The organism is Microbacterium sp. MMO-113 (assembly GCF_037148555.1).
GTDB lineage: Bacteria > Actinomycetota > Actinomycetes > Actinomycetales > Microbacteriaceae > Microbacterium.
In genome coordinates, this window is the sequence record NZ_JBBCTD010000001.1 from 1,287,649 (window position 1) to 1,305,805 (window position 18,157).

The 18,157-nt window shown below is 69.0% G+C and carries 17 protein-coding genes; 4 read left to right on the forward strand and 13 right to left on the reverse strand.

Going from position 1 to position 18,157, the window contains the following annotated elements; all coding sequences use genetic code 11:
* Nucleotide 1: 1 nt before the first annotated feature.
* The 4 genes from rapZ to WFJ36_RS06415 all read right to left on the reverse strand — a co-directional run bounded on the left by rapZ (nt 2) and on the right by WFJ36_RS06415 (nt 6,270).
* Complete coding sequence (gene rapZ / locus WFJ36_RS06400) at nt 2–874, reverse strand: RNase adapter RapZ (protein WP_060921192.1); 873 nt, start codon at nt 872–874, stop codon at nt 2–4.
* A 38-nt stretch (nt 875–912) separates the two neighbouring features.
* On the reverse strand, nt 913–2,817 hold the full coding sequence (gene uvrC / locus WFJ36_RS06405) for an excinuclease ABC subunit UvrC (protein WP_336642920.1): 1,905 nt from the start codon (nt 2,815–2,817) through the stop codon (nt 913–915).
* Nucleotides 2,817–5,705, reverse strand: a complete 2,889-nt coding sequence (gene uvrA / locus WFJ36_RS06410; RefSeq protein ID WP_060921194.1) for an excinuclease ABC subunit UvrA — start codon at nt 5,703–5,705, stop codon at nt 2,817–2,819. The genes uvrC and uvrA overlap by 1 nt, the downstream gene beginning before the upstream one ends.
* 121 nt (nt 5,706–5,826) lie before the next feature.
* The gene (locus WFJ36_RS06415) at nt 5,827–6,270 is read right to left on the reverse strand and encodes a MarR family winged helix-turn-helix transcriptional regulator (RefSeq protein WP_071329587.1); all 444 of its coding nucleotides are present in this window, start codon (nt 6,268–6,270) and stop codon (nt 5,827–5,829) included.
* Nucleotides 6,271–6,309: 39 nt separating this feature from the next.
* Here WFJ36_RS06415 and WFJ36_RS06420 point away from each other — a divergent pair, with 39 nt between their 5' ends.
* Nucleotides 6,310–6,558, forward strand: coding sequence for a hypothetical protein (locus tag WFJ36_RS06420; RefSeq protein ID WP_071329588.1), 249 nt, complete (start codon nt 6,310–6,312; stop codon nt 6,556–6,558).
* 11 nt (nt 6,559–6,569) lie between these two features.
* On the opposite strand, the gene WFJ36_RS06425 is transcribed toward WFJ36_RS06420, so the two are convergent.
* Genes WFJ36_RS06425 through coaE form a run of 3 tightly spaced genes read right to left on the reverse strand, consistent with a single transcriptional unit; the run spans nt 6,570 to nt 9,658 of the window.
* Nucleotides 6,570–6,917, reverse strand: a complete 348-nt coding sequence (locus tag WFJ36_RS06425; RefSeq protein WP_336642921.1) for a TfoX/Sxy family protein — start codon at nt 6,915–6,917, stop codon at nt 6,570–6,572.
* An 11-nt stretch (nt 6,918–6,928) separates the two neighbouring features.
* On the reverse strand, nt 6,929–9,001 hold the full coding sequence (uvrB, locus tag WFJ36_RS06430) for an excinuclease ABC subunit UvrB (protein WP_025105040.1): 2,073 nt from the start codon (nt 8,999–9,001) through the stop codon (nt 6,929–6,931).
* A gap of 57 nt (nt 9,002–9,058) precedes the next feature.
* Nucleotides 9,059–9,658 carry a dephospho-CoA kinase gene (coaE, locus tag WFJ36_RS06435; protein WP_071329590.1) on the reverse strand — a complete coding sequence of 200 codons (600 nt, stop codon included), beginning with the start codon at nt 9,656–9,658 and terminating at the stop codon, nt 9,059–9,061.
* Nucleotides 9,659–9,784: 126 nt separating this feature from the next.
* On the opposite strand from coaE, the gene WFJ36_RS06440 reads away from it, so the two are divergent.
* From WFJ36_RS06440 to WFJ36_RS06450, 3 genes are read left to right on the forward strand one after another with little or no spacing between them, the layout of a single operon-like run.
* Nucleotides 9,785–10,342, forward strand: a complete 558-nt coding sequence (locus WFJ36_RS06440) for a hypothetical protein (protein WP_292791310.1) — start codon at nt 9,785–9,787, stop codon at nt 10,340–10,342.
* Between the two features lie 34 nt (nt 10,343–10,376).
* Nucleotides 10,377–10,892, forward strand: coding sequence for a signal peptidase I (locus WFJ36_RS06445; protein WP_256209474.1), 516 nt, complete (start codon nt 10,377–10,379; stop codon nt 10,890–10,892).
* A complete protein-coding gene (locus WFJ36_RS06450) occupies nt 10,889–11,419 on the forward strand; it encodes a hypothetical protein (protein ID WP_336642922.1) in 531 nt (176 codons plus the stop codon). Before WFJ36_RS06445 ends, WFJ36_RS06450 begins: the two co-directional genes overlap by 4 nt.
* Nucleotides 11,420–11,438: 19 nt before the next feature.
* Here the strand turns inward: WFJ36_RS06450 and WFJ36_RS06455 are convergent, their stop codons facing one another.
* The 6 genes from WFJ36_RS06455 to WFJ36_RS06480 are packed head-to-tail and all read right to left on the reverse strand — an operon-like array spanning nt 11,439 to nt 18,048.
* Nucleotides 11,439–12,011, reverse strand: a complete 573-nt coding sequence (locus WFJ36_RS06455; protein WP_336642923.1) for a CoA-binding protein — start codon at nt 12,009–12,011, stop codon at nt 11,439–11,441.
* Entirely contained in the window at nt 12,011–13,312 is a 1,302-nt protein-coding gene (locus tag WFJ36_RS06460; RefSeq protein ID WP_071329593.1) for an O-acetylhomoserine aminocarboxypropyltransferase/cysteine synthase family protein, read from the reverse strand. The genes WFJ36_RS06455 and WFJ36_RS06460 overlap by 1 nt, the downstream gene beginning before the upstream one ends.
* A complete protein-coding gene (gene acs, locus WFJ36_RS06465) occupies nt 13,309–15,315 on the reverse strand; it encodes an acetate--CoA ligase (protein ID WP_336642924.1) in 2,007 nt (668 codons plus the stop codon). The genes WFJ36_RS06460 and acs overlap by 4 nt, the downstream gene beginning before the upstream one ends.
* Nucleotides 15,306–16,163: an ABC transporter permease gene (locus tag WFJ36_RS06470; RefSeq protein WP_071329595.1), complete on the reverse strand. Its 858-nt coding sequence runs from the start codon at nt 16,161–16,163 to the stop codon at nt 15,306–15,308. The genes acs and WFJ36_RS06470 overlap by 10 nt, the downstream gene beginning before the upstream one ends.
* Complete coding sequence (locus WFJ36_RS06475) at nt 16,160–17,200, reverse strand: aliphatic sulfonate ABC transporter substrate-binding protein (RefSeq protein ID WP_336642925.1); 1,041 nt, start codon at nt 17,198–17,200, stop codon at nt 16,160–16,162. The genes WFJ36_RS06470 and WFJ36_RS06475 overlap by 4 nt, the downstream gene beginning before the upstream one ends.
* Nucleotides 17,197–18,048 carry an ABC transporter ATP-binding protein gene (locus tag WFJ36_RS06480; RefSeq protein ID WP_071329597.1) on the reverse strand — a complete coding sequence of 284 codons (852 nt, stop codon included), beginning with the start codon at nt 18,046–18,048 and terminating at the stop codon, nt 17,197–17,199. The genes WFJ36_RS06475 and WFJ36_RS06480 overlap by 4 nt, the downstream gene beginning before the upstream one ends.
* Between the last annotated feature and the right edge of the window lie 109 nt (nt 18,049–18,157).

The following is an 18,157-nucleotide window of genomic DNA, read 5'->3' on the forward strand; positions in this document are numbered from 1 at the left end:
CCTATTCCCTGCCGAGGTCACGGTGGCGGACGTTGACCGCGACGCCCGGGATTCCCGCCAGTCGACGGGCGAGCTCCTCGGACATCGCGACCGAACGGTGCTTGCCTCCCGTGCACCCGATGGCGATCGTGGAGTGGCTCTTGTTCTCGCGCTGGTACCCCTCGAGGACGGGCACGAGAGCCTTCGCGTAGGCGTCGAGGAACTCCTCCGCGCCGTCGCGAGAGAGCACGTATTCGCGTACCGTCTCATCCTGCCCCGTGAGTCCGCGCAGGTCTTCGTTCCAGTACGGGTTCGGCAGGAAGCGCATGTCGGCGACGACGTCGACATCGGTGGGGAGCCCGTACTTGAATCCGAAGCTGAGCAGCGTGACCCGGTGCCGGGCCTCCCCCTCCTCGGAGAAGATGTCGGACACCTTCGTCGCCAGCTGGTGGATGTTCAACGCCGTGGTGTCGATCACGAGGTCTGCGGCCTCGCGGATCGGCGCCAGCCGGGTGCGCTCGGTGCGGATGCCGTCGAGGAGCGTCCCATCGCCCTGGAGCGGGTGGGGGCGACGCACCGCCTCGAACCGACGGACGAGGACGTCGTCAGACGCATCGAGGAACAGCACGCGGATCGATCCCCGGGTGCGCAGCACACGCGCCACCTCGGGGAAGTCGTCGAAGAGGTTGCGACCGCGGACGTCGACCACCGCGGCGACCTTCGGGAGCGAATCCCCGCCCATGCCGGTGAGGTCGAGCAGCGGACGAAGAATCTGCGGCGGCAGGTTGTCAACGACGTACCAGCCGAGATCCTCGAGCGCATTGGCCACCGTGGTGCGCCCCGCGCCGGACATCCCGGTGACGATGAGGAACTCGCCCTTCTCCCCGTCAGACATCGCTACTCACTGCTCCTTCTCCCCCTCGGCCTCCCAGCCTAGCGAGTGGACAGGTGCGTATGGATGTTCTGGGCCAGCACCGGTCCGATCCCCTGGACCTCCTGGATCTGGTGGGGTTCGGCGGCGCGCAGCGCCGTGACCGAGCCGAAGTGCTTCAGCAGGACCTTGATCCGCGACGCCCCCAGACCGGGCACCTCGGCGAGCACCGTCGTGATGTCCTTCTTGCGCTTCTTCCGCTGGTGCGTGATGGCGAATCGATGCGCCTCATCGCGAAGCCGCTGGAGCAGGTAGAGAGATTCGCTGGTCCGCGGGAGGATGACCGGGAAGTCGTCTCCCGGAAGCCAGATCTCCTCCAGGCGCTTGGCGATGCCGCAGACGGCGATCTCGGTGTGTCCCGCGTCGCGGAGGGCTCGAGCTGCGGCCTCGACCTGGGGCTGCCCGCCGTCCACGAGCAGCAGCTGCGGCGGGTAGGCGAACCGGGGCTTCCGGCGCACACCCGCCTCGCCGACGTCTTCCGCGACCACGTCCTCGGTGGTGGGGTCGACGGTCTCCTGCTCCTCCGGGCGGTCGAGGTAGGCGAGCCGACGCCGCAGCACCTGGTACATGGAGTCGGTGTCGTCGGTGGTCTCCGCGATGTTGAAGGTGCGGTACTGGTCCTTCCGCGGCAGCCCATCCTCGAACACGACCATGGAAGCGACCACGTTCGTGCCCCCGAGGTGCGAGATGTCGAAGCACTCGATCCGGAGGGGCGCCTCCTCCATGCCCAGCGCTTCCTGCAGATCGGTCAGCGCCTGCGTGCGCGCGACGTAGTCGCTCGTCCGACGCGTCTTGTGCCTGATCAGCGCCTGCTGGGCGTTCAGGGTGGCCGTGCGCATGAGGTCGGCCCGCTGGCCCCGGTGCGCCACCGCGATCTCGACCTTCCGGCCTCGACGTTCACGCAGCCACGCCTCCAGCTCGGAGGCGTCGTCGGGAAGCACAGGGACGAGGATGCGACGTGGCACGTCCTGCGCCTCCCCGTACGCCTGCTGGAGGACCTGCTCCACGAGCTCCCCGCCGGAGATGTCGATCTCCTTCTCGATCGTCAGGGCCCGGACCCCTCGGACACGACCGCCGCGGATGACGAAGTGCTGCACCGCGGCCGCGAGCTCGTCCTCGGCGATGCCGAACAGGTCGGCGTCCTCGTCCGCCGGCAGCACGAGGGCGCTCTTGCCGAGCACGGCCTCGATCGCCGAGAGCTTGTCCCGGTACTTCGCGGCCGCCTCGTAGTCCATGGCCGCCGACGCGGCGAGCATGCGCTGCGTGAGCTCGCGGGTGAAGCGTTCGTCACCGCCCGCCATGAAAGCGACGAAATCGTCGACCATGGCGCGGTGCTCCTCCATCGACACCGTCATCGAGCACGGCCCGCCGCACTTGCCGATCTGCCCCGGGAAGCACGGGCGGCCCGTCTGCATCGCCCGCTTGTAGCTCGCGTCGCTGCAGGTGCGGATGGGGAAGGCTTTGATCATCAGGTCGATGGTCTCGTGCACCGCCCACACCTTCGGATAAGGACCGAAGTAGCGGGCTCCGGGGATCTTCCGGTTCCGGGTCACGAGCACCCGCGGCGCCTCGTCCCCCAGCGTGACCGCCATGAACGGGTAGGACTTGTCGTCCCGGTACTTGACGTTGAACGGCGGATCGAACTCCTTGATCCACATGTACTCGAGCTGAAGGGAGTCGACGTCGGTGGGCACGACCGTCCACTCCACCGACGCCGCCGTCGTCACCATCCGACGCGTGCGCTCATGCAGCGTCCGCAGCGGAGCGAAGTAGTTCGACAGCCGCTGACGGAGGTTCTTCGCCTTCCCGACGTACAGCACCCGGCCGTTGGCATCGCGGAACCGGTACACCCCCGGGTCGGTCGGGATCTCGCCCGCCCGGGGCTTGTACGGCAGCACGTCGGCCATCAGCTGGCCTTCCGCGCAGAGCGCCCCTCACCCAGGATCTCGGCGAGGAACTGGCCGGTGTGGCTCTCCTCGACCCGCGCGATCTGCTCCGGCGTGCCGGTGGCGAGGATCGTGCCGCCGCCGGAACCGCCCTCCGGACCCAGGTCGATCACCCAGTCGGCCGACTTGATCACGTCGAGGTTGTGCTCGATCACGATCACCGTGTTGCCCTTGTCGACCAGACCGTTCAGCACCTCGAGGAGCTTGCGCACGTCCTCGAAGTGCAGACCCGTCGTCGGCTCGTCGAGCACGTAGATGCTCCGCCCGTTGCTGCGGCGCTGGAGCTCGGTCGCGAGCTTCACGCGCTGCGCCTCACCGCCGGACAGCGTGGTCGCCGACTGGCCGAGGCGCACGTACCCCAGCCCCACGTCGACGAGGGTCTTCATGTAGCGGTGGATGGCCTGGATCGGCTCGAAGAACTCGGCCGCCTCCTCGATGGGCATCTCCAGCACCTCGGCGATGTTCTTGCCCTTGTAGTGCACGGCGAGGGTGTCGCGGTTGTACCGCTTGCCGTGGCACACCTCGCAGTCCACGTACACGTCCGGGAGGAAGTTCATCTCGATCTTGATCGTGCCGTCACCCGAGCAGGCCTCGCAGCGTCCGCCCTTGACGTTGAAGCTGAACCGGCCCGGCTGGTAGCCGCGGACCTTCGCCTCGGGCGTCTCGCTGAAGAGCGTGCGGATGCGGTCGAAGACGCCCGTGTAGGTCGCCGGGTTCGATCGCGGGGTGCGGCCGATCGGTGCCTGGTCGACGTGCACGACCTTGTCGAGGTTGTCGAGGCCGGTCACGCGGGTGTGCTTGCCCGGCACCGTTCGCGCGCCGTTGAGCCGCGACGCGAGCACCTGGTACAGGATGTCATTCACCAGGGACGACTTCCCGGATCCGCTGACGCCGGTGACCGCGGTGAGGACGCCGAGCGGGAAGTCCGCCGTGACGTTGCGGAGGTTGTTGGCGCGCGCGCCCACCACGCTCAGCATGCGCTTCTTGTCGATCTTCCGGCGCTTCGCCGGCATCGGGATCTCTCGACGGCCCGAGAGATAGTCGCCGGTCATGGAGTCGGTGTCGGCGAGCAGCGCCGAGTACGGCCCGGAGTGGACCACCGCTCCGCCGTTCACACCCGCGCCGGGACCGATATCGACCACCCAGTCCGCGGCCTCGATCGTCTCTTCGTCGTGCTCGACGACGATCAGGGTGTTCCCGAGGTCGCGCAGCGTGAGCAGCGTCTCGATGAGTCGGCGGTTGTCGCGCTGGTGCAGTCCGATCGACGGTTCATCGAGGACGTAGAGCACGCCGGTCAGGCCGGAGCCGATCTGCGTGGCGAGGCGGATGCGCTGGGCCTCGCCACCCGACAGCGAGCCCGCCGAGCGGCTGAGGTTCAGGTAGGACAGACCGACCTGGAGGAGGAAGTCGAGGCGCAGGCGGATCTCACGGAGCACCTGGGCGGCGATCTTGGCCTCGCGGTCGGTGAGGTGCAGCTTCTCCATGAAGGCCCGGGCATCGGCCAGGCTCAGGTGCGAGACCTCGGCGATGGAGTGACCGTGTACCTGCACGGCCAGCACCTCGGGCTTGAGACGGTCGCCATTGCAGACCGGGCACGGGACCTCGCGGAGGTACTCGCCCCACCGGCTGCGCTGCGTGTCGGACTCGGCCTGCAGGTACTGCCGCTCGATGTACGGCACCACGCCCTCGAAGCCGGAGGCATAGCGCATCTCACGGCCGTAGCGGTTCTTCCACTTGACCGTGACCTTGTAGTTCTCTCCGCGCAGCACCGCTTCCTTGACGTCGGAGTGCAGTTCGCGCCACGGGGTGTCGAGGGAGAAGTCGAGGTCGCGGGAGAGTCCTTCGAGCAGGCGCTCGTAGTACTGGAAGAGGCCCTTGCCCTGGGTGGTCCACGGGATGATGACGCCCTCGCGGATCGAGAGGTCTTCGTCGCCGAGCATCAGGTCCACGTCCACCGACATGCGGGTGCCGAGGCCCGAGCAGGCGGGGCAGGCGCCGAACGGCGCGTTGAAGGAGAACGTGCGCGGCTCGATCTCGGTGAGGGTGAGCGCGTGGCCGTTGGGGCACGCGAGCTTCTCCGAGAAGGTCTGCCAGGCGTCGTCGCCCTCGCCGTCGACGTAGTTGATCTGCACCACACCGCCGGCGAGTCCGAGAGCGGTCTCCACCGAGTCGGTCACGCGTCCGAGGATGTCCGGCGAGGCGACGAGGCGGTCGACGACCACGGCGATGTCGTGCTTGTAGCTCTTCTTGAGCGTCGGAGGCTCGGCCAGCTGGATGAGCTCGCCGTCGACGATCGCCCGCGAGTACCCCTTCGCCCCGAGCTCCCGGAACAGGTCGACGAACTCGCCCTTCTTCTGCGAGACGATCGGCGCGACGACCTGGTAGCGGGTGCGCTCCGGCAGCTCCATGAGCTGGTCGGCGATCTGCTGGACGGTCTGACGCTGGATCTTCTCTCCGCACACCGGACAGTGCGGAACGCCGATGCGCGCCCAGAGCAGACGCATGTAGTCGTAGATCTCGGTGATCGTGCCGACCGTCGACCGAGGATTGCGGTTCGTCGACTTCTGATCGATCGACACCGCCGGGCTCAGCCCCTCGATGAAATCGACGTCCGGCCGGTCGACCTGGCCGAGGAACTGCCGCGCGTAGGCGCTCAGCGACTCGACGTACCGACGCTGCCCCTCGGCGAAGATCGTGTCGAAGGCGAGGCTCGACTTCCCCGATCCGGAGAGGCCGGTGAAGACCACCAGCGAGTCTCGAGGGATGTCGATGTCGACGTTCTTGAGATTGTGCACGCGGGCGCCGCGGACACTGAGTTTTCCTGGGGAAGCAACGGGGACGATGGGCACCGAACAAGTCTACGAGGGGCCACGGACATCGGCTCCGAGAACGCCCAACGCCTGGTCCCGGCGAGGGGGCTTCCCGGAGTCGTCACGGCGAGCGAGCCGCTCCCCCGGGCCCCCGGACGGCTCAGCTCTGCTCGGAGCGCCGCCCCGCGAAGGCCCCGAGCCCGTCCCGGAGAGCGGCGATCTCGCCGATGCCCATCCCGACGGCGGCCATCACCCGATGCGGCACGTCCACGGCCCTCGCACGCAGCGCCGCACCGGCGTCGGTGAGCGTGATCTCCAGCCGGCGTTCGTCCTCATTGCTTCGCTGGCGGGTCACCAGCCCGTCGGCCTCGAGCCTCTTGACGAGGGGCGACGCGGTCGCGGGCTCCAGCGCGAGGTCGGCGGCGAGGTCGTTCAGGGTCCGCGGCGACCGCTCCCACAGGGCGAGCATCACCAGGTACTGCGGGTGCGTCAACCCGAGCGGCTCGAGGATCGGCCGGTAGATCGCCACCACATTCCGCGCCGCCGTGACCACGGCGAAGCAGAGCTGGTTCTCGAGCCGGAGCAGATCATCGGTGTCAGTCACGATCTTGACTATACATCTGCACGAATCATTAGTACACTAATGAACATGTCACGCGACTCCAGCCGCCCCCCTCTTCGCACCCGAATCCGCGAAGCGGGGGGCCTTTACACCTGGGTGAACACCAACCTCGTGCGTCTCGCCGGTCCGGCCTCGGTCGGGCCCTACGAGAAGACGCCCCCGCCGAGCGCCGCGGAGCGCGCGGAACGAGCCTGTCCGCTCTGCGGTGCGCCGATGACCGAGCACGAGATCGACCGCTCCGGCGCGAAGACGCTGGTGCACTGCCCGTAGGCCCCTCGGCGTCAGTCGTCGTCGGCTGCGAGGGCGGCGCCGACCGACTCCCGGGCCATGTCGATCCAGGTCATGAGCGCGGCATCGTCGGCGATCGCCGACGCGGAGACATCGATCCACCCGGACCCCATGGTGCGGGACCCCATCACGGCGCGCGAAGCTCCGGGCAGGGTCACCGCGACGGCGCCGTTCTCCTCATCCACACGGACGAGAAGCGTCCCGTCCTTCCGGGCGCCCACCAGGATGCGCCCCTCGTCGAGGAACGCCCTGGTCCCGAACATCCGGCGCTCCTCGACGGAAGGGTCGGTCCCGAGCAGTGCGCGGACGCGGTCCGCGAGTTCCTCTCCTGCCGCATCCATCTCCACTCCGTCTACGCGTGCCCGGCCCGCTCCATCGACCGGAGCTCCTTCTTCAGATCCTGCACTTCGTCACGCAGGCGTCCGGCCAGCTCGAACTTCAGCTCGGCGGCTGCCGCGAGCATCTGATCGGTGAGGTCCTGGATCGTGGCCTCCAGCTGCTGGGCGCCCTCGGCCGCGATCCCGGTGCGCCGCAGGTTCGGTGTCGGCGACTTCCCCTTGCCCGACGCGCGGCCTCGGCCGGACATCAGCTCCGCGGTGTCCTGACCCTCGCGCGCCAGCACCTCCGTGATGTCGGCGATGCGCTTGCGCAGCGGCTGCGGATCGATACCGTGCTCCTTGTTGTACGCGATCTGCTTCTCACGTCGGCGGTCGGTCTCCTCGATGGCCTTGGCCATGGAGTCCGTCATGTTGTCCGCGTACATGTGCACTTCACCGGACACGTTTCGCGCGGCGCGGCCGATGGTCTGGATGAGCGAGGTCCCGGAGCGGAGGAAGCCCTCCTTGTCTGCGTCGAGGATCGCGACGAGCGACACCTCCGGGAGGTCGAGTCCCTCGCGCAGCAGGTTGATACCCACCAGGACGTCGTACACGCCGGCGCGCAGTTCGCTGAGGAGCTCGACGCGACGCAGGGTGTCGACGTCGGAGTGCAGGTAGCGCACCCGGACGCCATGCTCGCCGAGGAAGTCGGTCAGCTCCTCCGCCATCTTCTTCGTGAGCGTCGTGACGAGCACGCGCTCGTCACGCTCCACGCGAAGCCTGATCTCTTCGAGGAGATCATCGATCTGCCCCTTCGACGGCTTGACGATGATCTCCGGATCGACCAGGCCGGTCGGGCGGATGATCTGCTCCACCACTCCGTCGGCGATGCCCATCTCGTACTTGCCCGGGGTGGCGGACAGGTAGACGGTCTGCCCCACGCGGTTCTTGAACTCGTCCCAGCGCAGTGGGCGGTTGTCCATCGCGCTCGGCAGCCGGAATCCATGGTCGACGAGGGTGCGCTTGCGGGACGCGTCTCCTTCGTACATCGCGCCGATCTGCGGCACCGTGACGTGGGACTCGTCGATGACGAGCAGGAAGTCGTCCGGGAAGAAGTCGAGGAGCGTGTGCGGAGGCTCGCCCGGCATGCGTCCGTCCATGTGACGCGAGTAGTTCTCGATGCCGGAGCAGAATCCGAGCTGCTGCAGCATCTCCAGGTCGAACGTGGTCCGCATTCGGAGTCGCTGTGCCTCGAGGAGCTTGCCCTGGCGCTCGAACTCCTTCAGCCGCTCCTCCAGCTCGTGCTCGATGGTGCCGATGGAGCGCTGGATGACGTCGGTGCCCGCGACGTAGTGCGAGGCCGGGAAGATCGGCACGGCGTCCAGCTTCTCGATGACCTCGCCCGTGAGCGGGTGCAGCGAGTAGAGAGCCTCGATCTCGTCGCCGAACAGCTCGATGCGGATTGCGTGCTCCTCGTACACCGGGATGATCTCGATCGTGTCGCCGCGGACACGGAAGTTGCCGCGCGAGAAGTCGACGTCGTTGCGGTTGTACTGCATCGCGATGAACTGACGGATCAAGGCGTCGCGGTCGTACCGCTCCCCCACCTGGAGCGCGACCATGGCGCGCAGGTACTCCTCCGGGGCGCCCAGGCCGTAGATGCAGGAGACGGTCGACACCACGACCACATCCCGACGGCTCAACAGGGAGTTGGTCGTCGAGTGGCGGAGGCGCTCGACCTCCGCGTTGATCGAGGAGTCCTTCTCGATGAAGGTGTCCGTCTGCGGGACGTAGGCCTCGGGCTGGTAGTAGTCGTAGTACGAGACGAAGTACTCGACGGCGTTGTTCGGCATGAGCTCGCGGAACTCGTTGGCGAGCTGCGCCGCGAGGGTCTTGTTATGCGCGAGCACGAGCGTGGGGCGCTGCACCTGTTCGACGAGCCAGGCCGTGGTCGCCGATTTGCCTGTTCCGGTCGCCCCGAGCAGCACGATGTCGGTCTCGCCCGCGTTGATGCGGGACGCCAGCTCGGCGATGGCCTGCGGCTGGTCACCGGCGGGGGCGTACTCGCTGATGACCTCGAAGGGGCGGACACTGCGGGTGGGCTGCATACATCAAGCGTATGCCGCCCCTCCGACATCGGGGCCGCGTCCGGTGGCGGCAGCGCTTCAGCTCGCGCGGAGCCGGTCCCAGAGCGCGTCCGTCTGGGCCAGCGTGTCCGCGATCGATCCGGCGGTGTCGATGACGATGTCGGCGATCGCGAGCCGCCTGTCGTCGGGAACCTGCGCGGCGATCCGCCCGCGGGCCTCGTCAGGCGTCATCCCGCGCAGGTGCTCGAGCCTCTCGAGACGGACCTCCTCGGGAGCGTGCGCGACGACGATCGCATCCCACGGGTCGTCGACACGCGCCTCCACGAGAAGCGGCACGTCGTAGACGACGACAGCATCCGGATCGGCACGGAACGCGGCGTCGAAACGGCGCTGGGACTCGGCCCGCACGGCAGGGTGCACGATGGCGTTCAGCTGCGCGAGACGGTCCGGATCGGCGAACACGGTCGCCCCGAGGGCCGCCCGGTCGAGCGATCCGTCGTCGGCGATGACCTCGTCGCCGAACGCCCGAGCGATCGCATCGAGCACTTCGGATCCCGGCGCCTGGACCTCGCGAACGATCCGATCCGCGTCGACGATCACCGCGCCGAGCTCGGCGAGCCGGTTCGCGATGGTGGACTTCCCCGACGCGATGCCTCCGGTGAGAGCGATGAGCGGCATCCGACCATCCTGCCACGCCTGACCGAGGGCGTCGCACGACGCTGCCGAGGAACAATCGGGAAAGCTTCGGTCCCTCTTGAGGAAGACTTGACGGTCCCCTGAGGTGTGCTGCGTAACGTCGAAGCCATGACGAACACGGAAGCCACCGCACGCCCTGACCGCACCGAGCGACCCTCCAGGCGGCGCCCCATCATGGCGTTCGCGCTGGCCGTGCTCGCGACGGGCGGCATCGGCGCCGCCCTCACCAGCGCCGCGTGGACCGACAACACGTTCTTCAGCGCCCCCGCCGCGGCGGCCACCTTCAACCTCCAGGGTTCGACCGATGGAACCACCTGGAAGGAGTCGGCCACCAAGAACAGCGTCGAGCTCGTCGTCCCGGCGGAGAAGCTGGCGAATCTGCTCCCGGGCGAGACCCGCACCATCAAGCTCTGGGTCAAGAACTCCAGCTCCGTCAACGCCGCCCTCACCTCGACCGTCGAGTACGCACCCGGCAACGCGGCGACCGACTTCACGGTGAAGCCGACGGCGACGATCACCGGGCTCGCGGCGTCGCTGACCTCCTCCGGCTCCACGGCGAGCGACGAGTTCGAGCTCGTCGTCACCACGCCGGCCGACTGGGCGACGAGCAACCAGGGCAAGAGCGGCACCATCGTCGTCACGGTCTCCGCCACCGCGACCAACTGACACTCACCGAGACAGCAGAGACGAGGGACGAACCGTGGTGCAGCTCCTCCGCCGGCTCGCCCTGCTCGTGCTCTGGGCGCTGGCCGCCGCGGGCGTGGGCTGCGGCGTCGTCTGGGGCGCCACGGCGATCGGGCTCATCCAGCCGCTCGTCGTGATCTCGGGCTCCATGGAACCCGAGATCATGACGGGCGACCTCCTCGTCGCGACCAAGGTCCCCGCCGACTCCCTCGAGGTCGGGGACGTCGTCAGCCTCCCGAGCGCGCTGACCGACACCCTGGTGACCCACCGCATCACCGCCATCGAGGCCGCCGATGGCGCGCACACGATCACTATGAAGGGCGACAATAACGACTTCTCCGACGCCTTGGACTATGCCGTGACCGGCGAGGTGTGGAAGCCGGCAGTACAGCTCCCCGGGTGGGGAACCGCCATCATGAGGATGACGTCGCCTCCCGTCGCCGTCCCGCTGCTGCTTGGGCTCCTGGGCCTGCTCGGCCTCAGCATGATGAGTCCCGTCGAGCGACCGTCGCGTAAGCCGCTGACCACGTGACACCCGTACGACGATTCTCCCCGGTGGCCGGCGTCGCGGTCGCGATGGCGCTCGTCTTCCTGTCCGTCACCCAGGGAAGCGTTTCCACCACCAGCGCGGCGTGGACGGATCGGACCGTGGTCACGGCGACGGTGACGTCCGCCTCAACATGGTTGTCCCCGTTCACCGGGAACTCGTGCAAGGCGTACAGCAGCCCGTCGGCCGCCCCCACGACCTGCGCGATCACGGCCATCCGCTATGAGGAGATCAGCGACACCTCCGGCCACTTCTACATCAGCACCAACGCACCGGGCGGGTCGCACCACGTCGACGTCGACGTCGATCTGAAGAGGGCGACGGGCCTTCCCCGCACGTGGACTTCCTGGGCCGAAGCGGGGGTGCTCCCAGGCAGCCATGTCACGCCCGACCGCGCATGGACGTGCTCGACTCTGCCGCGGCTCACCGGCCGCAGTCTCGACTGGCACCTCACCGACCTGCAGGTTCCCGTGACGCTGCAACGCAGCACGGCGAACACGATCTGCGCGTGAGCGACGCAGCGAGCGCCCCTCAGCGCGCGAGCAGCTGCCGTCGGGAGCTGATCACGCCGGTGTCGAAGCCGGCGAGATGCAGGCCGCCGTGGAAGCGGGCGTGCTCGATCTTGATGCAGCGATCCATGACGACCGAGAGACCGGCCTCCTCCGCGAGCGCGGCCGCCTCCTCGTTCCAGGAGCCGAGCTGGAGCCACAGCGTCTTGGCACCGCGGTCGATCGCCTCCTGCGCGACCCCCGGAAGGTCGTCGTGACGACGGAAGACGTCGACGATGTCGGGCTGCACGGGCAGGGCGCTCAACGACGGGTAGACCGGCTGCCCGAGGATCTCGGTCTCCCTCGGGTTCACGAGATAGACGTCGTAGGCCGTGCTGGACAGCAGGTAGGTCGCGACGAAGTACGAGGCCCGTGACGGATTCCCCGAGGCACCGACGATGGCGATCGATCGGGCGCGCCGCAGCAGTCCGAACCGCTGCGGCTGCGAGGGCCCGGTCCACGTGCGGCCCGGCTCGACGGCAGCGGGGAGCGCGCAGCTGGCGGCATCCGTGGTCTGAGGGACGGCGCAGGCGTCCCCGGCGGAGGTCGTGCTCATCAGTGGGCTCCCGTCGCGAGGGTGAGGGCCTGATCGAGGTCCCAGATGATGTCTTCCGCGTCCTCCAGGCCGACGGAGATGCGGATCAGGTCGGGCCGCACGCCGGCGGCGACGAGCTGCTCCGCGGTGAGCTGGCGGTGCGTGGTGGAGGCCGGGTGGATCACCAGGGTGCGGGCGTCGCCGATGTTGGCGAGGTGGGACGCGAGCTGCAGGTTCTCGATGAACGTCTCCCCCGCGGCGCGGCCGTCCTCGGCGGCGACTCCGAACGCGAACACAGATCCCGGCCCCAGCGGCAGGTACCGGGCGGCACGCTCATGATGCGGATGACCTTCCAGTCCTGCCCAGGTGACGTAGGAGACGCGGGGGTCTGCCGCCAGCCACTCGGCGACGACCCGGGCGTTGGCGATGTGAGCGTCGATACGCTGAGGCAGCGTCTCCACGCCCTGCAGGAGCGTGAAGGCCGACTGCGGGCTCAGGGCGGGTCCGATGTCGCGCAGCTGTTCGGAGCGCAGCTTGGTGAGGAATCCGTACTCGCCGAAGTTGCCCCACCAGGAGATGCCGCCGTAGGAGGCCACCGGTTCGGTCATCTGCGGGAACTTGCCGTTGCCCCAGTCGAACGTGCCCTTCTCGATGACCACACCGCCGAGGGTCGTGCCGTGGCCGCCGAGGAACTTCGTCACCGAGTGGATGACGATGTCCGCCCCGTGCTCCAGCGGGCGCGCGAGGTAGGGCGTGGCGAGCGTCGCATCGACGACGAGTGGCACCCCGGCGTCGTGGGCGATGGCGGCGAGACCCGCGATGTCGGCGATCTCGCCCGACGGGTTCCCGATCATCTCGACGTAGACGACCTTGGTCTCCGGACGGATGGCCGCGGCGAAGTCGGCAGGGTCGGAGGAGCTGACGAACGTCGTCTCCACGCCGAAGCGTCGAAGCGTCACATCGAGCTGTGTGACCGTGCCGCCGTAGAGCTGCGCGGCGGCGACGACGTGATCGCCCGCGCCCACGAGCGCGGCGAACGTGATGAACTCCGCGCTCATCCCCGAGGCGGTCGCCACGGCCCCGATGCCGCCCTCCAGCGAGGCCAGCCGTTCCTCCAGGGCGGCGACGGTGGGGTTGCCGATGCGCGAGTAGATGTTGCCGTACTTCTGCAGCGCGAAGAGGTTTCCGGCGTCGGCCGCATCGTCGAAGACGAAGGACGTCGTCTGGTAGATCGGGACCGCCCGCGCTCCGGTGGCGGCGTCCGGTGTACCCCCGGCATGCAGGGCGCGCGTGCGGAACCCGAAGCGGTGGTCGTCGGTCATGATGTCCTCGATTCTGCGGCGAGAGCGCCGGCGATGTCGTCGACGGCCCAGGGGTTCTGCAATGACGTCGTGTCGCCGAGGGCCTGCGGAGCGCGTCCCGCGCGCCGATCCTGTTCGGCATCCCAGAGCTGCGCGAGCAGGCGGCGCATGATCTTCCCCGAGCGCGTCTTGGGCAGGTCCGGCACGACGACGACGTGCTTCGGCTTCGCGACGGGACCGATCGCGCGGGCGACCTGAGCGCGCAGCGCCTGCGCGTCGATCGCCGCCCGGCCGGACGGGGTGACGAACGCCACGACCGCCTGCCCGGTGACCGGATCAGCCACGCCTGCGGACCCGGCTTCGCCGACCGTCTCGTGCGCCACGAGCGCCGACTCGATCTCGATCGTCGAGAGGCGATGACCGGAGACGTTCACGACGTCGTCGAGTCGTCCCAGGATCCAGATGAAGCCGTCGGCGTCCTGTGTCGCCCCGTCTCCGGCGACGTAGTAGCCGCCGTGCGCGCCCACACCGGCGTACGCAGACCAGTACGCGTCGCGGTAGCGCTCCGGGTTCCCCCAGACGGTCCGCGCCATCCCCGGCCACGGACGCCGGACGACCAGCGTCCCGGATCGTCCAGGCGCCACCTCGTCACCGTTCTCGTCGACCACCGCGACGTCGATGCCCGGAAGCGGGATCGACGCGGAGCCGGGCTTCAGGGGTGTGACGCCGGGCAAGGGCGCGATCATCGCGGCGCCGGTCTCCGACTGCCACCACGTGTCGATGACGGAAAGCTCATCCCGCCCGAAGTTCCGGCGGAACCACACCCAGGCCTCCGGATTGATCGCCTCGCCCACCGTGCCGAGCAGTCGCAGAGTCGACAGATCGTGGCCGCTCGGCAGCTCGTCGCCGAACCAGGTCATGAAGGTCCGGATCAGCGTCGGAGCCGTGTAGTAGATCGTGACGCCGTAGCGCTCGATGATCTCCAAGTGCCGCTCGCGGCGCGGAGTGTCCGGCGTGCCCTCGTAGATGACCTGGGTGAGCCCGTTCGACAGCGGCCCGTAGATCTCGTAGGTGTGCGCCGTCACCCAGGCGAGGTCGGCCGTGCACCAATGGACGTCGTCCGGTCTGGCGTCGAAATGCGCCCAGTGCGCCCAGCTTGCGTGCGTCAGGTAGCCGCCGGAGGTGTGCACGAGGCCCTTGGGCTTCCCCGTCGTGCCGGAGGTGTAGATGATGAAGAGCGGGTGCTCGGCGTCGAAGGCCTCCGCCCGATGCACGGTGGGAGCCGTGTCGACGACGTCGTGCCACCACACGTCCCTGCCTTCGGTCCACGGGACGCCCTGTCCGGTGCGACGGAGCACGAGGACGTGTTCGAGGTCCGGCAGTCCCGCGGCGGCGGCGTCGGCGGCGGACTTGACCTCGGTCGCCGTCCCCCGCCGGAACTGGCCGTCGCTGGTGACGAGCAGCTTCGCCCCGGTGTCCTCGAGCCGGAACCGCACGGCCTCCGCGGAGAACCCTCCGAAGACGAGCGAGTGGACGGCTCCTATCCGCGCGCAGGCGAGCGTGATGACCACCGTCTCCACGAGCACGGGGAGGTAGATCACCACGCGGTCCCCCGGTCGGATCCCGAGGTCTTCCAGCGCGTGCGCGGCCTGGGCCACGCGGCGCTGGAGGTCGGCGTAGGTCACCGAGACCCGGTCACCGGGCTCTCCTTCGAAGTGCAGCGCCACCTTGTCTCCGCGCCCGGCGTCGACATGACGGTCCGCGCAGTTCACCGCGACGTTCAGCCGGCCGCCGAGGAACCATCGCGCCGCCGGGACCGCACCATCGACGGGCGGCTCCCACTCGTGCACGGCCGTCCACGGCTCGGCCCAGTCCAGTCGGCGGGCCGCGTCCTCCCAGAAGGCCAGAGGATCAGCGGCCGCCCGGGCATAGGCCTCCGCGGTCACGTTGGCGTCGAGGAACGCGGGCGACGGAGGATAGACCCGTTCCTCCTGCAGCCGAGCCTCGGTCGTCGTCACGTCCATCGCCGCAGCAGGTACTTCTCCAGCAGCGCGAGCACGCCGTTGGTGATCGTGCCGAGCAACGCGAGCAGCACGATGGAGAGCAGGATGCGGTCGACGCGCCCGGTGCTCTGCGAGTCCGTGAGCAGGAAGCCGAGCCCCATGGACGACGCGATCAGCTCGGCGGCGACCAGGAACAGCCACGCCTGGGCGAGCGCGAGGCGGAGGCCCGCGACGACGGACGGCACCACGGCCGGGAGCTGGACCGTGCGGAACAGCGACCATCCGTGCAGGCTGAAGGAGCGTCCCGCCTCGACGAGCTGCGGGTCCACGTGCCGGAGCGCGGAGGCGACGGTCGTGTAGACCGGGAAGAATGCACCGATCGCGATGAGGGTCACCTTGGACTCCTCGCCGATCTGCATCCACAGGATCAGCAGCGGCACCCAGGCGAGCGACGGCACCGCGCGAACCGCCGCGAGGGTCGGGCTGAGCAGCACGTCGCCCCAGCGTGAGAGCCCGACGATGCCGGCCGCTGCGAGGCCGACGACCGAGCCGATCGCGAACCCGAGCAGCACTCGCTGGACGGAGATGGCGATGTGGGTCCAGAGCTGTCCGGACTCGGCCAGTTCCACCCCGGCCTGGAACACCGACGCCGGCGCCGGGAGTCGGTACGGCTCGATGAGGCCGGCCGTCGTGACCACCTGCCAGGCGATGAGGATCGCAGCCGGGAGCAGGAAGCCCCCGACGATCCGTACGACGGGCGGCAGACCACGCCGTGCTCCTCCCGTCCCCCGCCGGGGAGCGCCCTTCGCGAACTCGAGCGCGTCCCGCGATTCCGCCGGGACGACCACCCGATCCTCGAAACCGGTCACTCGCCTGCGCCCGCCTTCGTCGCGAAGGTGTCGTTGATGATGCTGGACAGCGCCTTGTCGACGGATTCCTGCCCACCCTGGACGTCGCCGGACTCGACGAGCACGGGAGCGATCTTCTCGAGCACCTTCAGCTGGTCGTCACCGGGGATGCCGTTCACGTCGAGGTTCGACCGCTCCTGGATGACCGTGGTCGCGACCTCGAGGTCGATACCGGCGACCTCTGCCAGCAGGGCGGCAGTCTCCTCCGGGTTCTCGAGCGCCCACGCACGGGCCTCCTCGTAGGCGTCGACGACGGCCTGAGCGAGGTCGGGGTGGTTGTCGATGAAGTCCTCGGTCGCGTTGAGGAAGCCGTACGTGTTGAAGTCGACGTTGCGGTAGATGAGCTTGTCGCCCGACTCCTGCTCCGCGGCGGCCATGATGGGGTCGAGACCCGCCCATGCGTCGACCGAACCGCCGTCGAGCGCCGCGCGCCCGTCGGCGTGCTGGAGGTTCTGCACCTCGACGTCAGCCAGCGACAGCCCGCCCTCCTCCAGAGCCTGGAGGAGGAAGAAGTAGGGGTCCGTGCCCTTGGTGGCCGCGACAGAGGCGCCCTTGAGATCCTCCACCGAGGTGATGTCGCTGTCGGGCCCGACGACGATGGCTGACCACTCGGGCTGGGAGAAGATGTCGATCACCTGGATGGGCGAACCGTTCGCGCGGGCGAGCAGCGCGGCCGAGCCCGCCGTCGATCCCACGTCGACCGAACCCGAGCGGAGGAGCTCGTTGGCCTTGTTCGAGCCGGCGGACTGCACCCATTCGACGGTGACGTCGTCGCCGAGGATGTCCTCCAGGATGGCCTGGTCGCGGATCACGAGGCTGAGCGGATTGTAGGTCGCGAAGTCGATGGAGAGCGTGTCCGCCGACCACTCGCCGTTCCCGGCGGGGGTGGACTCGGCCTCGGCGGACGCGTTCTCCCCGGCGACGCAGCCGGTGGCGACGAGCATCATCGTCCCGGCGACGGCGATCGCAGGGATGATGCGGCGGGTGATGGTGCTCATCGGGTCTCCTCGGGGGTGTGGTGGTGCGTGTCGACGCCGAGCCCTTCGAGGAGCTCGGCGCGCAGGTCGGCGAGGCCGCGGTCGGCGCGGTCTCGGGGGCGGATGCCGGGGACGCGGATCGTCCGCGCGACGGACGACGCCGTGTCGTCCGCGTCGCCGACGGTGCGCAGCAGCAGCACGCGGTCGGCGAGATAGAGGGCCTCCTCCACGTCGTGGGTCACGAGCAGCACCGTGGTGGGCTCGGCCGCGTGGATCTTCAAGAGCAGGTCGTGCATGCGGAGGCGGGTGAGGGCGTCGAGGGCGCCGAACGGCTCGTCGAGCAGCAGCACCCCGGGGTTCCTGGCGAGAGCGCGGGCGAGGGACGCCCGCTGCGCCATGCCTCCGGACACCTCGCGCGGACGCTGATCCGCGGCGTGCTCGAGACCGACGAGCTGCAGCAGTTCGCGGACGCGAGTGCGTCCGACGGTGCGGGAGACGCTGCGGGGAAGACCGAGCTCGACGTTCTGCGCAAGGGTGCGCCACGGAAGCAGCCGCGGCTCCTGGAACGCGATCGCTGTGCGCTCGTCGACATCGGCGACACCGGAGCCGTCCAGGCGGATCGTCCCCCGCGTGGGGGTGTCCAGTCCGCCGATGAGGCGCAGCAGGGTCGACTTCCCGCACCCGGACGGGCCGACGACGGCGACGATCTCCCCGGCGGCGATATCCAGGTCGAGACCGCGGAGCACCTCGCGTCGCCCCTGTGCGAGCGGGAACGACCGTGCGATGCCGTCGAGGCGCACGGGCTGTGCGGAGCCCGCGGTCTTCGGGGCCTCAGCGGTGTGCGACGCAGCGGGCAGGAGGGCGGTCATGTCCCCATGCTGTCGGAGGCTCCGGAATGTTACGAATGCGGCCGTAATGTTGCGTCACGCAGGTGTTCCGCGGGATTCCGGGCATGCGAAAAGGGCCGCCACACCCGCC